This window comes from Gilliamella sp. B3464 (assembly GCF_026536145.1).
Classification (GTDB): Bacteria; Pseudomonadota; Gammaproteobacteria; order Enterobacterales; family Orbaceae; genus Gilliamella.
In genome coordinates this window covers 109,511-126,328 of the sequence record NZ_JAFNOQ010000002.1, presented here as the reverse complement: position 1 = coordinate 126,328, position 16,818 = coordinate 109,511, and the positions used below count along the sequence as shown (strand labels likewise).

Here is a 16,818-nt window from a genome sequence, read left to right as displayed (position 1 = left end):
GTGTCGAACTCTAAAATTAATGAGGGGAAAGATTATCGGCGAGTTTACTCATTCGCCGATAAATGGTTATTTAAAAGTAGATAATGACGTAATATTTAGTTTGCTTCTTTCCAAAGAATTAAGTCTTGATCCTCAAGGTCAGATGGATCAAATCCAACTACTGGGGGGGGATCTTCGCGATCAAACGCCATGTCGCCACCATTGACATCAATATCCCCTTTTTTGATACCTTTAAAATCATAAAGGTTGGTATCACATAAATGTGAAAGCGTAATATTTTGCGTGGCTCTAAACATGGTTTCTATACGACCAGGAAACTTTTTATCCCAATCGTTTAGCATCTCTTTAATCACTTGACGTTGTAAATTAGGTTGTGAACCACAAAGATTACATGGAATGATTGGAAATTGCTTAATTTCAGCATATTTTGCAATATCCTTTTCTTTGCAGTAAGCAAGCGGTCGAATAATAATATGCTCGCCGGAGTCATTAACCAATTTGGGTGGCATTGCTTTAAGTTTGCCACCATAAAACATATTTAAAAATAACGTTTCTAGAATATCATCGCGGTGATGACCTAACGCAATTTTCGTTGCGCCAAGCTCTGTTGCGGTGCGGTATAAAATACCACGACGCAAACGAGAACAAAGTGAACACGTTGTTTTGCCTTCAGGAATTTTTTCTTTTACGATACCATAAGTATTTTCTTGAACAATCTTATACTCAATACCTAATGACTCTAAGTACTGTGGCAAAACATGTTCAGGAAAACCGGGTTGTTTTTGATCTAAATTGACGGCAATTAGTTCAAAATTGATCGGGGCACTGATTTTCAAATTTAATAAAATATCGAGTAGCGTATAGCTATCTTTACCACCTGATAAGCAAACCATAATCCGATCACCATCTTCAATCATATTGAAGTCGGCAATGGCTTCTCCAGTTAGACGACGTAACCGTTTATGTAATTTATTTTGATTATATGTATTCATCACGATTTTATAGATTATTCAGCTCGGCTCATATAACGGCGTTCAGCAATATGAATTTTCACTTTTTCGTTGTTATCAATGTATTCTGGAACCTGAATAACTAAGCCAGTTGATAAGGTTGCCGGTTTTGTGCGTGCACTGGCAGACGCACCTTTGATGCTAGGTGAAGTTTCAATGATTTCTAAATCAACCGTTTGCGGTAACTCTAATGCAACTACCTCGCCATCAGCCATTAGCACTTGAATACCGTTCATTCCCCCTTCAGGAATAAATAATAGCTCTTCTTCGATTTGCGCTTTTTTGAAGATAAACGGCGTGTAATCTTCATTATCCATAAAGACATACTCATCACCATCGATATATGAAAAACTAACCGGACGACGAATTAATTCAATGGTTTCGATAATATCATCACCTTTAAAACGTTCTTCGACTTTACCGCCAGTTTTTACATCAGTAAATCGCATTTTATAAAGTGTACTAGCGCCACGTGCACTAGGGCTTTGAACATCAATATCTTTAACCAATAATAATTTACCGTTATAAGTGACTGCATCGCCACGTTTTATTTCATTTGCTTTAGCCATAATATCTTCTTCGTGATTATTAAAAATAGAGTTGAAAATTAGCTCGCTATTTTAGCGCTATCTTGCTATTGTCACCAACAAAATTTACCGATTAATGTCAAATTATGAAAAAAACAACGGATAGCTTATTTCAATGTCGAAAAAACTGTGGTGCTTGTTGTATTGCGCCTTCAATTTCGTCAATGATTCCTGGTATGCCAAATGGTAAACCCGCTGGAGTTGCATGCATTCATTTAAATGCTAATTTTCAATGTGACTTATTTGGACAGTCATCTAGACCAAAAGTTTGTGGTCGGTTAAAGCCTTGTATTGAGATGTGTGGCAACAATCGAGTACAAGCTTTAAATTATTTAACTCAATTAGAACAGTTAACTAGCGTTTAACTATTGCTAATATTTAATAAACGAGTTTTATTATTAGAATTATTTATCTCGCGTCGTTTTTTTTTTGATAAACTTCATCGCATTTCATTATTTAATGATAAATGACCATATTAATTAGATTAATCTTTAGTTAATTGTTGTTAGGATTGCGGTATTACACTATTAACTGAATTTTTCTTATTGTCTTTTTTAATCTTTTTAAACAGAAGAATATTGTTATGAATAATAAATTAAAACGGGACTTAAAATCTCGGCATTTAGCCATGATTGCTATTGGCGGTTCAATTGGTACAGGGCTTTTTGTTGCTTCAGGCGCAACGGTTGCTCAAGCGGGTCCCGGTGGTGCATTACTTTCGTATGCTATCATTGGTATTATGGTGTACTTTTTAATGACCAGCCTTGGTGAACTAGCGGCGTATTTGCCGGTGTCAGGGACCTTTGCTACTTATGGCGCTCGTTATGTTGATGAGGCTTTTGGTTTCGCAATTGGATGGAATTATTGGTATAACTGGGCAATTACTGTTGCAGTAGATTTAGTTGCTGCTCAGCTTGTTATCTCTTATTGGTTTGATGCAGGTAGTTATAGTTGGCTTTGGAGCTTGCTGTTTTTAAGCATCATCTTTTGTTTAAACTATATTTCTGTAAAAGGATTTGGTGAAGCCGAGTTTTGGTTCTCATTAATTAAAGTTGTCACTGTTATCGTGTTTATTGTGATTGGTTTGTTGATGATTGTTGGCATTTTAAAGGGGAGTGAAAATGCAGGTTGGCAAAATTGGACTATTGGTGATGCCCCATTCGTTGGTGGTTTTTCCTCGATGATAGGGGTTGCGATGGTTGTTGGCTTCTCATTCCAAGGTACGGAGCTAATCGGCATAGCGGCTGGAGAGTCAAAAGATCCAGAAAAAAATATTCCAAAAGCGATGAAGCAAGTTTTTTGGCGAATTTTACTGTTTTATATTTTTGCTATTTTGGTCATTAGCTTAATCATTCCTTATACGGATCCAAATTTATTACGTAATGAAGAAACCGACATCAGTGTCAGCCCATTTACCTTAGTTTTTCAGCATGCAGGACTATTATCCGCTGCGGCAATTATGAATGCGGTTATTTTAACATCGGTATTATCGGCGGGTAATTCCGGTTTATATGCCTCAACACGGATGCTTTATGCATTGGCTAAAGAGGGGAAAGCCCCTAAAATCTTTTCAAGGCTATCTTCATCAGGGGTACCTAGATTTGCACTTATCGCAACAACAATTATTGCTATGCTATGTTTTTTAACTTCGATGTATAAAGATCAAGAAGTTTATTTATGGTTGCTTAATATGTCTGGCATGACAGGTTTTATAGCTTGGCTTGGTATTGCAATTAGTCACTACCGTTTTAGAAAAGGTTATATTGCACAAGGATTAGATATCAATAAGTTACCTTATCGTTCAAGCTGTTTTCCATTTGGTCCAATATTTGCTTTTGTCCTATGTTTGATTATTACACTAGGTCAAAATTATGAAGCATTCTTACAAGATACTATTGATTGGAATGGCGTAATAGCAACATATGTCGGTTTACCACTATTTTTGGTAATCTATTTTGGCTACAAAATTGTGAAAAAGACCAAATGGGTTAACTATTCAGAAATGGATTTTTCACAAGTAAATTAATTAGCATAATAGTATTAAAGCTCTTTTTTCCGTCGACACAAGTCGACGGAATTTTATTAAAAAAGAGAATAAACCGTTTTAGATTTAATAATGATTAAATAACAATTCTGATGATAACGATATTAGCGACTACGGAATATGATACGTGCTTTAGATAGATCGTAAGGTGTCATTTCAACGGTAACTTTATCGCCAGTTAAAATACGAATATAATTTTTGCGCATTTTACCAGAAATATGTGCAGTAACGACATGACCATTTTCAAGTTCAACACGGAACATCGTGTTTGGAAGAGTATCAAGTATGGTACCTTGCATTTCAATGTTATCTTCTTTTGCCATTGGGGCCTCTTATTAATAAATACAAATTAAATATACTCATATCATCATCCATTTATTCCCATATTATCTGGGGATAACGTGACAACTAAAAACTTTTTCAAAATTGCTGTTATCGACTTTTGTGCATATAGATTAATTGACATTGAGTATAAGCTATAAAATCACTGAATTTATAATATATAAAGACAGCGGCAAAATAATGCCGAAAAAACTGACAGAAGTAAAGACCTTTCTAATTTTTCTTTGCATTATAAAGCCCTTGCTCACAAATATAACGCCATACTTTGGGGGGTAATAACTTTTTACAACTTTGTTGATTATGAATATTTTGTCGAATTTCTGTCGCAGATATATTTTCTAAAGGGGTATGTGCAAAATAGATGTAACCAGCTGGAAAATCATGCAAATCGTCAATATTGGTTGTTTGATGTTGAGTGATAAACGCTTGAAGTTCATTGTCAGTCGTTTTTTCGGTATAACCTGGACGTCTACAAATAAGTAAATGACAGTAATTAAGTAGTATTTTCCAATCTTTCCAGGTGGGTAAATTTATTAAAGAATCTTGTCCCATGATAAAGGCTAGACCAGACTGATCACCATGTTGGTCACGCCACTGTTGCAGTGTTTCGATAGTGTAGGACGGTCGGGTTAAATTTTGTGGTAGTAATTCTCTGGTATCAATTGAAAATAACGGTATATCGCTTATGGCTAAATTTAACATAGCTAGGCGCTGTGCTATCGTTGCCTCAGGTTGCGGTTTATGCGGGGGAATATGGTTGGGTAATAAACTAATTTTCGTTAAGCCAACCTCTTTTGCGAGCGCAATTGCTGGGTAAATATGCCCATAATGAATTGGATCAAAAGTGCCGCCGAACAATGCTGTTAACATTTATTTAATCCCATAAATTGCATTGTTAAAGCCGATAGCGCATCCCACACTCGTAGTTGATTATCATGTTTCAAGCTGATTTCGATTTCAGTAAGTAGAGCTAGCGTTGAAAATAGATCTTTAATATCATTACGATTTAAATAATTGGTATACATTGCTCTTTTATTTTGCCAAATTTTATATTCATCAAAAATTTGTTTTAACGGTTTTGATGATAAGCCTTTTTTTAGATTGATGATCAAAATCAGCTCACGTTGAATAATTCGGAGTAATATTAATGGTTCAAAATCATTCATTTTTAATTGCTGTAAAATGTGGGTTGCTCGCTTTGTTTTGTGAGCAACCATTGCATCAATCCAGTGATATGGGGTAAATATGGCTGAATCATTAATATTACTTTCAACCTGATCATAAGTTATTGTTTGATTTGTATATAATAACTTTAATTGTTCAATAATTTGCGTTAATGCCAGTAAATTTCCTTCGTAATAATAACAAAGAAGATCGATAGCTTCAGGTTCAACCACTATTTGCTTTTGTTGAAGATGATTTTTAATCCATTGTGGTAATAAAGCTGTGTCAGGCGTAGTACAATTAACGACGACTAAGTTATCGGATAATTTTTTATACCAAACTGCATTTTCTTGAGTTTTAGTAATTTTGGTTAAACTGATAATTAATGCAATATCAGGATTGAGTATTTCACTTAAACTATTCAGCTTTGAACTCGCCGCTGCATTGATTGTGTTTTCACCAAAATCTAAAAAAATAAGCGTATTGGTTGAAAACAGATTCATTGCATGACAGCTATCATAGATAGGCTGCCAATCAGTTTGATTATCTATGTTAAATGTCAGTTGTTCATTAAAGCCAGCTTGTTTAAAAGCGGTTTTTAGCTGCGATTGGCTATAATATTGTAAATAAGGATCGTTGCCTAATAGTAAATAATAGGGCGATCCTAATTTTGTCGTAATTTGGTCTGCGTTGATTTTAATCATGTCAAAAAGTTAATTAACAGCATCAACCGATTTCAATTTACGAATAATTTGCTTAGCGGCTTGTTTATACATTTCATCTTCAATTAAATCTTGCTCGGTTGTTTTAGCAAGTGCTGCTGTTGGGTTATCAAAAAATGTACGGAAAATACGAACACTAATTGGGTATACCTTTTCACTCGCAACAATAACTTGAGCGTCAACATTTAAGACTAATTGATATTCCGCCGCCTTACCATCTTGGTAAATAGATATCGTACTACGATCAATGGACTCTCTTATAATATTTAAAGAGGGATAATTGTGTGATACATCATTGTTAGCTAATGTAACTTTATTATCCTTTAATAACTCTTTAATATTTCTTGAAAGCTGTCCATAAGGATCATAACTGATATAAGCCATTGTTTTAAATCGTGCCGGTATTTCAGTTTCATTTTGTAGATGAAAACCACAACCCGTCAGTGATACTGCCATTAGCATAAATAAGGCTATATATTTTTTCATAAGTATTACCACCCATGTTTTAATTTTAACAGTATCAACCAACAACAAGATTTAATAATTTACCCGGCACATAAATAACTTTACGAATAGTAACGTCCGCTAAGTATTTTTGGATATTTGGTTCTTGTTTTGCTTGCGCCAATACCAAATCTTGATCAGCATCAGCAGGAACGGTAAACTTACCACGTACTTTACCATTAATTTGCACAACAATCAGTTTTTCATCTTCGACCATGGCTGACTCTTCAGCTATAGGCCATGTTGTATTATCAATTGTTTCACTATGACCTAAAGCTTGCCACATGACAAAACAAGCATGAGGCATCATTGGGTAAAGTAAACGAACAATCGCATTTAAAGCTTCATCCATAAGCGCATGGTCTTGTGCTGATTCTTGTGGTGCTTTTTGCAAACGATTCATAAACTCCATTACCGCAGCGATAGCAGTATTGAAGGTTTGACGACGACCAATATCATCACTGACCTTAGCAATTGTCTTATGTAATTCACGTCTTAATGCTTTTTGATCGGCATTTAAAGCATTAACATCAAGTTTATCCGCACTGCCTTTTTGCGCATGTTCATAAACTAAACGCCAAACACGTTTTATAAAGCGATTGGCACCTTCAACGCCAGACTCTTGCCATTCAAGGGTCATCTCAGCCGGTGAGGCAAACATCATAAACAAACGTACAGTATCGGCGCCATATTTTTCGACCATTTCTTGCGGATCAATACCGTTATTTTTTGATTTAGACATTTTAGTCATACCGGCATGCACCAGCTCATTACCTTTGCTATCTACCGCTTTCACAATACGACCTTTTTCATCACGTTCGATTGTGACCTCAGTTGGCGATACCCAAATACGTTCATTGGTTGGGCTGGTATAATAAAACGCATCAGCTAACACCATACCTTGGCAAAGCAAACGCTTAGCCGGTTCATCTGATGATACTAGACCAAAATCACGCATTAACTTATGGAAGAATCTAAAATAAAGTAAATGCATAATGGCATGTTCAATACCCCCTACATATTGATCGACTGGCAACCAATAATTGGCAGCTTTTTCGTCCAACATGCCTTTGTCATAATGTGGGCAAGTATAACGAGCATAATACCAAGATGATTCCATAAACGTATCAAAGGTATCCGTTTCACGCAATGCTGGTTGTCCATTTACCGTGGTTTTTGCCCAATTAGGATCGGCTTTAATTGGACTGGTAATACCGTTCATTTCAACATTTTCTGGTAAAATAACTGGCAGCTGATCTTCTGGTGTAGGAATTGTGGTGCCATCTTCAAGTGTCACCATTGGAATTGGTGCACCCCAATAACGTTGGCGAGAAACCCCCCAATCACGTAGGCGGTAATTAACTTTACGTTCACCAATACCTAACGCTATGAGTTTATCGGCAATGGCATTAAACGCTTGCTCAAAATCAAGGCCATTAAACTCACCCGAATTAAACAATATACCATGTTGAGTATACGCATTTTCGGAAAGATCCGGCGCATTGCCATCTTGATCTAAAATTACCGGTTTAATTGGCAAATTATATTTACTTGCAAACTCATAATCGCGTTCATCATGGCCTGGTACTGCCATTACTGCACCGGTTCCATATTCGATTAAAACAAAATTAGCAATCCAAACTGGAACTTTATCGCCTGTTAATGGATGAATAGCAAAAAATCCTGTCGCCATGCCTTTCTTTTCCATGGTCGCCATATCGGCTTCGGCAGTTTTAGTATTTTTGCATTCAGCAATAAATTCAGCAATTTTGGTGTTATTTTGGGCTGCTAATTGCGCTAGTGGGTGTTCTGCCGCAACAGACACAAAACTCACACCCATTAATGTATCTGGCCGCGTAGTATAAACTCGTAACTTATCAGCATAGTTTTCAACCGCAAAATCAAACTCTACACCTTCAGAGCGGCCAATCCAGTTACGTTGCATGGTTTTAACTTGTTCTGGCCAGTTTTCTAATGTATCTAAATCGTTAAGTAACTCTTCGGCATAATTAGTAATTTTAATAAACCATTGTGGGATCTCTTTGCGTTCAACGGGGGTATTACAGCGCCAACAGCAACCTTCAACCACCTGTTCATTAGCAAGGACGGTCTGATCGTTCGGACACCAGTTAACAGCGGATGTTTTTTTATAGACTAAACCTTTTTCAAATAGTTTAGTAAAAAACCACTGTTCCCATTTATAGTATTCAGGACGGCAGGTTGTCACTTCGCGATCCCAATCATAACCAAACCCTAATAACTGTAGTTGCTTTTTCATGTAAGCAATATTTTCATAGGTCCATTTAGCCGGTGCAGTGTTATTTTTCACTGCCGCACCTTCTGCCGGTAAACCGAAAGCATCCCAACCAATAGGTTGTAAAACATTTTTGCCATTTAAACGTTGATAGCGTGAAATGGTATCACCGATAGTATAGTTTCGAACATGACCAAGGTGTAACCGCCCTGATGGGTAAGGTAACATTGATAAGCAGTAATACTTTTCTTTTGAGGGATCTTCGGTAACATGGAATGTTTTATTTTCTTGCCAATGTTGTTGAACTTTGGCTTCAATCTCATCGGGGCGATATTGTTCTTGCATGACGAATTAATGTCCTATCTATTATTGCTAATAAAAATAATTTGCTAATTGTATTGGTTATTGTCACGTTTTACAAACGATATGTGAATGTATGAATAGATTTATTAAAGGGGATAATTTAGGCAACTCATTAATAAGATTAACAAACAGAGTAATTGCTGGCTGATAATCTTAGTGATGGGCGGGTAATTATCCCGCCTCTTACGGCTTTAGTTACCATTAAATACGCTGGTTAAGCGTGATAAAAATGAGCGCTGTTCTTCTTTAGGCATGTTTTCAAGATTTGCTTGTATAAGCGTATCGGTTTTTTGTGTTTCATTAGTCAAGCCTAGTTCATTATAGGCATCGCGCATTAACAGTAGACCTTGTTTAGTTGAATCCGTATCCGGAAATAACGCAATCATTTGGCTAACACGATTAATAACCGCAACATAAGCACCGCGCTGAGTATAATATTCCGCTATTTTAAGTTGGTATCTTGACAGTCTATTTTTCAAAAATACCAAACGTTTTTGTGCATCAGCGGCGTAAATACTGGTTGGAAAACTTGAAACCAGGTAAGTAAAATCTTTAAAAGCAGCGGTAGCAAAGTCAGGATCTCGGTCTGAACGATCAACATTGAACCAACCTTGGATCATATTGTTGTCCTGAGCCATATTGGCTAAACCACGCATATAAATAACCCAATCGATATTAGGATGAGTCGGGTTTAATTTTAAAAATCGGTCAACCGACGCGATAACTAATGGGAAATTAGCAGATTTATAATAAGCATAAATTAAATCAAGTTGCACTTGTTGCGAATAAGGACCAAATGGATAATTTTTATCCATTGCCTCTAATATAGTGATACTGGATTTTATGTTACCACTTTCTAGCTCGGTTTGAGCTTTGTTGTGGAGTTCTAATTCTGATACATTTTCAACATCAGGCTTTGTTGTTGTGCAGCCAATTAACATGCCACTTAAAGCAATTGCTAACAAAGAGTGTAAACGTAGTTTCATTCAGTTCTCAATCCAAAATATAAATAAACATTAAAGTCTATGAATAGTATATAATACTCTAAAACATATCAGCTTAAAATAGATAAATTACATATGCTCGAGTTAAAATTATCAACAGAAATAGAACAAACACAACTCGGAATGCGTTTAGATCAAGCGTTATCCGAGCTTTTTCCTGATTATTCACGTTCAAGAATAAAAGAGTGGATTGTGAATAATAAAGTGACAGTCAACGGTATTATTGTTAATAAGCCTAAAGAAAAAGTATTAGGCGGCGAAAAAATTACCATTAGTGCAGAAATTGAGCAAGAAACATATCATCAACCTGAAAATATCAAATTGAATATTGTTTATGAAGATGATGATATTTTAGTTATTAATAAACCGCGTGATTTAGTTGTCCATCCTGGTGCGGGCAATCCTAATGGTACCGTATTAAATGCATTACTCTATCATTATCCAGAAATAGCACGAGTTCCGCGCGCCGGTGTTGTCCATCGCTTAGATAAAGATACCACCGGTTTAATGGTCGTTGCCAAAACAATCATTGCACAAACACATTTAGTTGAATCGTTGCAATTACGTGAAATTACGCGGGAATATGAAGCCGTTGCCATGGGCATTATTACCGCAGGTGGGACGATTGATGAGCCGATTACACGTCATCCAACAAAACGAACACACATGGCGGTATTTCCAACGGGTAAACCCGCTGTTACTCACTATCGGGTAATGGAAAAATATCGGCTCCATACGCGCTTACGTTTAAGACTCGAGACGGGACGCACACACCAAATACGTGTGCATATGGCTCATATTGCTCATCCACTAGTTGGTGATCCTCTATATGGTGGACGACCAAGACCACCAAAAGGTGCAAGCGAATCATTTATACAAACTTTACGCGATTTTGATAGACAAGCCTTACATGCTGCTATGTTACGGTTATTTCATCCTATTACTGGGGAGCAGATGGAATGGCATGCACCTATCCCAGAGGATATGCAAAAGTTAATTGTAGCGCTTCAAGACGATACCCAACAACATAAAGATGAATTAGATTGGTGAGGTGAGCATCATGATTAAATCGATTTCTCCTTATTGGCCAGCCCCGAAAAACATACGGGCATTTACCACCACTCGAAAGGGTGGGGTAAGCCTAGCGCCTTTTGAAAGTTTAAATTTGGGCAGTCGCACTGGTGATGATTTAGATCATGTTGCGGAAAATTGTCGGCGATTAATCAAAGCAGAACAGATTCCCAGTGAACCTTATTGGTTAAATCAAACGCATAGTACAGTTGCATTAGATATTACTGAAGTGGAATTGCAACCGGCTATCGGCATGATTGCTAATGATAGATTTGAAGCTGATGCGTCGTATACTCGGCAGGCTAAGCAGGTAAGCGTGGTGTTGACAGCTGATTGTATGCCAGTACTGTTTTGCTCGGTTAATGGCGATGAAGTTGCAGCGGCTCATGCTGGTTGGCGTGGACTTTGCAATGGAATTTTAGAACAAACTATTAAAAAGTTTTCATGTCCTAAAAATCAGATCCTCGCTTGGATGGGACCGGCTATTAGTGCAAAAAAATTCGAAGTAGGCGGTGAAGTGAAAGCACAATTTGAAGCAATTGATCCTCAAGCTGAACAGGCTTTTACATTGATTAACCAAACAGAACAAAAATACCTTGCTGACCTCTATTTAATCGCCAGACAAAGATTAACTGCCATGGGAATAAATAAGATTTTTGGTGGTAATTTCTGCACTTTTACTGAACAGGATTTATTCTTCTCTTATCGTCGTGAAAACAGAACCGGTAGAATGGCATCGATGATTTGGTTTGAAAATCCATAACCATCCCAGTTTTTCAAAAGCGGCAACATTCTGAAAAATTATAATAATAAGGTATTAACTAGATAGATGAAATTTGATAATCCTCAGCCAAAAACACGATAACAATTACAACAGAATTTCAAATCTGAAGATGTTTTTATGATTACCGAAAGCCCAATTGCTTTTAGCTTTTTTTAAACAAGATTGGCGATGAGCGTAAATTATTTGACTTATAGGATGACGTTTAGGTGTGCTCATTAGCAGCAACCGTTTTAGCACATACAGCCAGGGCAAATCACACATTGGATAAAAAAATCGACAAAGTTTTAATAGAAAACTTGCTGACTCAGTCGTTAGTCGTTGCGTGTAAAATGCATTCGATGCTATCGAAATCTTTTGTAACAAAGTTTTTAATCAATACTGAAAATTCAAGCAATACTACATTTATTTCATTGAGTTAAATAATTTAAAAAAATAATTTATTCATCATTCGATATTCGCAAATTTATGGGTTTGAATACTAAGTAACCATTTATTTTCGCTACGCTGTTGATTTATTTTGCCGAGTAATTCAATGGTTTCAAACATGTTAAATTCACCATTGTTTTCACAAGGTGATAGATAGTAACGTTTGGCTTTGATATGTTTTTCAATATAGCGGCAAAAAGGTAAAAATTCAGGGTGGTTTTCTGCCACAATTCGCACTTCATCTGCGGTGGATTGAACAATTTTTTGATAGCGTGTTTGATAACAGAACTTCGGGCTTAAGGCAATATAATCGATTAATGAATCGACTTTACCTAAACCATTACTTTCAATTGCAATAAAATAATTAGCTTGCTTAAGTGGTGCTAACAATTCGGCTAATGCTTTTACCATTGTTGGTTCGCCACCAGTGATAATAATATTTTTACTTTGGTAACTTTTTACTTTAGCTAATATGTCCGCTAACGTGTATCGTGTAAATTGACGGAAATTGGTATCACACCACTGGCAATTTAAATTGCAACCAGCAAAGCGAATAAAAATAGCTGGCATGCCTGTATTATAACCTTCGCCCTGTAGAGATTCGAAGATTTCAACAATGCGAAACTCTGTCATTTTTCGCCCCGATGATATTCACAATAAGAAGTGGGTGTTTCCCATAATTTAATCATCGAAACGGGTAGGTACTGTGACAAACAATCAAAAATAAATTTACTCATTGCTTCGGCTGTCGTCCGACAAGGAAAAGCAAAAGTTTTTCGATTCATTTCGTGTAATAAAGCCGCGATGCGACACTCATTTTCATTGTTTTGATTATAAAGGTAAGCGTGATCGAGTGGATCAACAATATGTTGCGTGACTGTTGCCTTTAGATCTGCGTAATCCATCACCATATCAGCACTTGAACCATCGGCAATAAGGTTACCACTAATCTCAACCAATAATTTATAAGTATGGCCATGAAGGTTGTGACATTTTTTATTATGCCCATCTAACATATGACAAGCATCAAATTGAAACTCTTTAGCTATTTTAAACATGTTAAATCCTAGTTTTTTTTCGTGGGATGGGTTACGAACCACGGTTAGATAATCTAACAACATTGGGGAAGCTAATATAAAATATTCCTAGTGTTTTGTCATTTAAAATCATTATTTTGAATAAACATGGTAATGATTATATTTTTTATATTAGGTAAGTAACTTAAGTAATATTAGCAATATAGATGCCCCAACATTTTGTTGGGCAATTTAAAATTAATTGCCAAATCTCGTCAAACTTTATAAAAAATAGCGCTAAATTATACTTGGGTTAAAATTAAAGCGCTCATACATCAGTACATAAAATTCTATTTTAGAATTGAGGTTAGCTTTATGTTGTCGTATCAATAATTGATGTATCGAACGATTGTGGTGTTTTGTCTATTTGGTTAATTGGCAAAGATGTATCAAGTCGCATAGATTTTAATCTCGCTTTGCTTAATGATGATTATTCCTTTCTATACATTTTGAATTATTTTATGATAGTAATAATTCATGAAAATTGATGCGGCTGTAATGGTACAGATAATCAACAAATTTTAAGACCAAATCTAGCCAGCTAAACGAATAATATTAACGTTTATTACTCAATTTTTTTAGTGTTTTCTTAGCTCGCAACTGGCGGTGAATGAGGTTATTTTTATTCGAAAGTAATTTCATGATTTTTAACTTTTACTTTGATTTTAATCATATAAAAAAATTTTTTTGTAGCTCTTGAAATTTACTCTTCCACACTTATTTAGTGATCATGCAAATGGTTTAAATGTTTTATGCATTTATACCAAATTTATTGCTCAGGAGAGAATAATATGAGGTTAGATAAACTCACTAACAAGTTTCAACAAGCTTTAGCTGATGCACAATCATTAGCATTAGGTAAAGATAATCAATATATAGAGCCGGTACATGTGTTATCAGCAATGCTTAATCAGGAAGGTAGCAGTGTCAAACCATTATTGGCAGCAGCGGGAGCGAATGTTGCTGCTTTGCAACAAGAATTAACCCAAGCAATTGATCGATTGCCACAAGTACAAGGTGTGGGTGGTGAAGTATTGCCTTCACAAGAGTTTGTTCGTGTATTAAATCTTTGTGACAAATTAGCGCAAAAAAATGGCGATAGTTATATTTCGTCAGAACTGTTTATATTAGCTGCTTTAGAAGAAAAAGGCAGTTTAGGTGATATTCTTAAAAAATCCGGTGTTACAAAAGACAGATTAAATCAGGCCGTCAGTCAAATAAGAGGAAGTGATAACGTGAACGATGCCAGTGCAGAAGATCAACGCGGCGCGTTGAAAAAATATACTATCGATTTAACCGAGCGTGCTGAACAAGGCAAACTCGATCCTGTAATTGGGCGCGATGAAGAGATCCGTCGTACAATTCAAGTATTACAGCGTCGTACTAAAAATAACCCGGTGTTAATCGGTGAACCAGGCGTGGGTAAAACCGCTATTGTCGAAGGACTTGCACAGCGCATTGTAAACCGTGAAGTACCAGAAGGTTTACGTAATAAACGTGTGTTGTCTTTAGATATGGGCGCATTAATTGCGGGTGCGAAATACCGTGGTGAATTTGAAGAACGTTTGAAAGCCGTTTTAAAAGATTTAGCCAAAGAAGAAGGGCGCATCATTTTATTCATTGATGAAATTCATACCATGGTTGGTGCAGGTAAAAGCGATGGGGCAATGGATGCAGGTAATATGTTAAAACCAGCATTAGCCCGCGGTGAATTACATTGCGTTGGTGCGACTACCTTAGATGAGTATCGTCAATATATTGAAAAAGATCCCGCTTTAGAGCGTCGATTCCAAAAAGTCTACGTGGCTGAACCAACTGTTGAAGATACTATTGCTATATTGCGTGGTTTGAAAGAACGTTATGAATTGCATCACCATGTACAAATTACAGATCCAGCAATTGTGGCAGCAGCTACATTATCACATCGTTATATTTCCGATCGTATGCTTCCAGATAAAGCGATCGATTTAATTGATGAAGCTGCATCCAGTATTCGTATGCAAATGGATTCAAAACCGGAATCATTAGATCGACTTGAACGCCGTATTATTCAGCTTAAACTTGAGCAACAAGCGCTTAAGAAAGAGTCTGATGATGCAAGTAAAAAACGACTTGAGATGCTAAACGATGAACTTGCTGAGAAAGAAAAAGAGTATGCGTCACTTGAAGAAGAGTGGAAGTCAGAGAAGGCTGCTGTTTCGGGTACTCAGACAATCAAAGCTGAGTTGGAAAAAGCACGTACTGAAATAGAACAAGCGCGCCGAGCTGGTGATCTTAATAAAATGTCTGAGTTACAATACGGCAAGATCCCTGAACTGGAAAAGAAATTGGCATCGGCAACACAGCTAGAAGGCAAAACCATGAAGTTATTGCGTAATAAAGTTACCGATAATGAAATTGCTGAAGTGCTTTCTAAATCAACGGGTATTCCTGTTTCAAGGATGCTTGAAAGTGAGAAAGATAAATTACTGCATATGGAAGATGCACTACATAAACGCGTGATTGGTCAAGACGAAGCCGTTGTTGCGGTAGCGAATGCAATTCGTCGTAGCCGAGCAGGACTTTCTGACCCGAATAAACCAATTGGATCTTTTTTATTCTTAGGACCAACTGGGGTAGGTAAAACTGAGCTTTGTAAATCATTAGCTAACTTTATGTTTGATAGTGAAGATGCCATGGTCAGAATTGATATGTCCGAGTTTATGGAAAAACACTCTGTGGCACGTTTAATTGGCGCACCTCCGGGATATGTAGGATATGAAGAGGGCGGTTATTTGACCGAAGCGGTAAGACGTCGTCCTTATTCTGTCATTTTATTGGATGAAGTCGAAAAAGCGCATCCGGATGTCTTTAATATTTTATTACAAGTATTAGATGATGGACGCTTAACCGATGGGCAAGGACGCACTGTTGATTTCCGAAACACAGTGATTATTATGACATCTAACTTAGGTTCAGATTTAATACAAGGTCATGTTGAATTAAGTTATGACGAAATGAAAGCATTAGTAATGACTGTTGTAACAAAACACTTTAGACCAGAATTTATCAATCGTATTGATGAAACAGTGGTATTCCATCCACTTGGTCAAGAAAATATCAAAGCGATAGCTAGAATTCAATTGGCTAATGTGGAAAAACGTTTGGATGAACGCGGTTATCAATTGGATATCTCTGATGCAGCGTTAGAGCAACTTGCTAAAGTTGGTTTTGACCCAATTTATGGTGCAAGACCATTAAAACGTGCAATTCAACAAGAGATTGAAAACCCATTAGCACAACAAATCCTATCTGGTAAACTTGTGCCAGGTAAAACCATTCATTTGGATTTAGTGGGTGATAACATTGAAGCTAAACAATAATCAATTTTGATTATTGTTGAAAATAATACAATGTGAGCATATAAAAAGCCTGAGATTATTTTCAGGCTTTTTTATTTATCAATTAATCATTATTGTTGAAAATAA

The 16,818-nt window shown here is 36.4% G+C and carries 14 protein-coding genes, 1 pseudogene and 1 riboswitch; of the genes and pseudogenes, 5 read left to right on the top strand and 10 right to left on the bottom strand.

Annotated elements, in window-relative coordinates:
• Positions 1-95: 95 nt before the first annotated feature.
• Positions 96-992, bottom strand: a complete 897-nt coding sequence (gene ttcA, locus J3U57_RS02935) for a tRNA 2-thiocytidine(32) synthetase TtcA (RefSeq protein WP_267343852.1) — start codon at positions 990-992, stop codon at positions 96-98.
• A 14-nt stretch (positions 993-1,006) separates the two neighbouring features.
• Positions 1,007-1,579 (bottom strand): elongation factor P-like protein YeiP, encoded by a 573-nt coding sequence (yeiP, locus tag J3U57_RS02930; protein ID WP_065634563.1) that lies wholly within the window; start codon positions 1,577-1,579, stop codon positions 1,007-1,009.
• A gap of 104 nt (positions 1,580-1,683) precedes the next feature.
• Here yeiP and J3U57_RS02925 point away from each other — a divergent pair, with 104 nt between their 5' ends.
• Both J3U57_RS02925 and J3U57_RS02920 read left to right on the top strand, forming a co-directional pair.
• On the top strand, positions 1,684-1,962 hold the full coding sequence (locus J3U57_RS02925) for a YkgJ family cysteine cluster protein (protein WP_267343853.1): 279 nt from the start codon (positions 1,684-1,686) through the stop codon (positions 1,960-1,962).
• Positions 1,963-2,174: 212 nt separating this feature from the next.
• On the top strand, positions 2,175-3,623 hold the full coding sequence (locus J3U57_RS02920) for an amino acid permease (RefSeq protein WP_267333256.1): 1,449 nt from the start codon (positions 2,175-2,177) through the stop codon (positions 3,621-3,623).
• A 122-nt stretch (positions 3,624-3,745) separates the two neighbouring features.
• On the opposite strand, the gene infA is transcribed toward J3U57_RS02920, so the two are convergent.
• From infA to bamD, 6 genes and pseudogenes are all read right to left on the bottom strand, one after another.
• Entirely contained in the window at positions 3,746-3,964 is a 219-nt protein-coding gene (infA, locus tag J3U57_RS02915; protein ID WP_025315083.1) for a translation initiation factor IF-1, read from the bottom strand.
• Between the two features lie 232 nt (positions 3,965-4,196).
• Positions 4,197-4,853, bottom strand: a complete 657-nt coding sequence (nadD, locus tag J3U57_RS02910) for a nicotinate-nucleotide adenylyltransferase (RefSeq protein WP_267343854.1) — start codon at positions 4,851-4,853, stop codon at positions 4,197-4,199.
• Positions 4,847-5,851, bottom strand: a complete 1,005-nt coding sequence (holA, locus tag J3U57_RS02905) for a DNA polymerase III subunit delta (protein ID WP_267343855.1) — start codon at positions 5,849-5,851, stop codon at positions 4,847-4,849. Before holA ends, nadD begins: the two co-directional genes overlap by 7 nt.
• A gap of 9 nt (positions 5,852-5,860) precedes the next feature.
• Positions 5,861-6,355: an LPS assembly lipoprotein LptE gene (gene lptE, locus J3U57_RS02900; protein ID WP_065634558.1), complete on the bottom strand. Its 495-nt coding sequence runs from the start codon at positions 6,353-6,355 to the stop codon at positions 5,861-5,863.
• 34 nt (positions 6,356-6,389) lie between these two features.
• Complete coding sequence (gene leuS, locus J3U57_RS02895) at positions 6,390-8,972, bottom strand: leucine--tRNA ligase (protein ID WP_267343856.1); 2,583 nt, start codon at positions 8,970-8,972, stop codon at positions 6,390-6,392.
• Between the two features lie 281 nt (positions 8,973-9,253).
• Positions 9,254-9,976 (bottom strand): annotated as a pseudogene (gene bamD / locus J3U57_RS02890) (outer membrane protein assembly factor BamD); the annotation flags it as partial.
• A gap of 93 nt (positions 9,977-10,069) precedes the next feature.
• On the opposite strand from bamD, the gene rluD reads away from it, so the two are divergent.
• On the top strand, positions 10,070-11,044 hold the full coding sequence (rluD, locus tag J3U57_RS02885) for a 23S rRNA pseudouridine(1911/1915/1917) synthase RluD (RefSeq protein WP_267343857.1): 975 nt from the start codon (positions 10,070-10,072) through the stop codon (positions 11,042-11,044).
• A gap of 13 nt (positions 11,045-11,057) precedes the next feature.
• Positions 11,058-11,828: a peptidoglycan editing factor PgeF gene (pgeF, locus tag J3U57_RS02880; protein ID WP_416379558.1), complete on the top strand. Its 771-nt coding sequence runs from the start codon at positions 11,058-11,060 to the stop codon at positions 11,826-11,828.
• Positions 11,829-12,293: 465 nt separating this feature from the next.
• Here the strand turns inward: pgeF and J3U57_RS02875 are convergent, their stop codons facing one another.
• Both J3U57_RS02875 and queD read right to left on the bottom strand, forming a co-directional pair.
• Positions 12,294-12,908, bottom strand: a complete 615-nt coding sequence (locus J3U57_RS02875; protein ID WP_267343858.1) for a 7-carboxy-7-deazaguanine synthase QueE — start codon at positions 12,906-12,908, stop codon at positions 12,294-12,296.
• Entirely contained in the window at positions 12,905-13,333 is a 429-nt protein-coding gene (queD, locus tag J3U57_RS02870; protein ID WP_267333068.1) for a 6-carboxytetrahydropterin synthase QueD, read from the bottom strand. The genes J3U57_RS02875 and queD overlap by 4 nt, the downstream gene beginning before the upstream one ends.
• Before the next feature lie 2 nt (positions 13,334-13,335).
• Positions 13,336-13,381, bottom strand: a riboswitch (PreQ1 riboswitch).
• Between the two features lie 761 nt (positions 13,382-14,142).
• On the opposite strand from queD, the gene clpB reads away from it, so the two are divergent.
• Positions 14,143-16,713 carry an ATP-dependent chaperone ClpB gene (gene clpB / locus J3U57_RS02865; protein WP_267343859.1) on the top strand — a complete coding sequence of 857 codons (2,571 nt, stop codon included), beginning with the start codon at positions 14,143-14,145 and terminating at the stop codon, positions 16,711-16,713.
• The last annotated feature ends 105 nt before the right edge of the window (positions 16,714-16,818 follow it).

What these genes read in the sequence shown, in the direction of transcription:
- ttcA (WP_267343852.1), bottom strand. Translation starts at nt 992, where the DNA reads ATGAATACATATAATCAAAATAAATTACATAAACGGTTACGTCGTCTA.
- leuS (WP_267343856.1), bottom strand. Translation starts at nt 8,972, where the DNA reads ATGCAAGAACAATATCGCCCCGATGAGATTGAAGCCAAAGTTCAACAA.
- J3U57_RS02875 (WP_267343858.1), bottom strand. Translation starts at nt 12,908, where the DNA reads ATGACAGAGTTTCGCATTGTTGAAATCTTCGAATCTCTACAGGGCGAA.
- clpB (WP_267343859.1), top strand. Translation starts at nt 14,143, where the DNA reads ATGAGGTTAGATAAACTCACTAACAAGTTTCAACAAGCTTTAGCTGAT.
- nadD (WP_267343854.1), bottom strand. Translation starts at nt 4,853, where the DNA reads ATGTTAACAGCATTGTTCGGCGGCACTTTTGATCCAATTCATTATGGG.
- infA (WP_025315083.1), bottom strand. Translation starts at nt 3,964, where the DNA reads ATGGCAAAAGAAGATAACATTGAAATGCAAGGTACCATACTTGATACT.
- holA (WP_267343855.1), bottom strand. Translation starts at nt 5,851, where the DNA reads ATGATTAAAATCAACGCAGACCAAATTACGACAAAATTAGGATCGCCC.
- queD (WP_267333068.1), bottom strand. Translation starts at nt 13,333, where the DNA reads ATGTTTAAAATAGCTAAAGAGTTTCAATTTGATGCTTGTCATATGTTA.
- rluD (WP_267343857.1), top strand. Translation starts at nt 10,070, where the DNA reads ATGCTCGAGTTAAAATTATCAACAGAAATAGAACAAACACAACTCGGA.
- yeiP (WP_065634563.1), bottom strand. Translation starts at nt 1,579, where the DNA reads ATGGCTAAAGCAAATGAAATAAAACGTGGCGATGCAGTCACTTATAAC.
- lptE (WP_065634558.1), bottom strand. Translation starts at nt 6,355, where the DNA reads ATGAAAAAATATATAGCCTTATTTATGCTAATGGCAGTATCACTGACG.
- J3U57_RS02925 (WP_267343853.1), top strand. Translation starts at nt 1,684, where the DNA reads ATGAAAAAAACAACGGATAGCTTATTTCAATGTCGAAAAAACTGTGGT.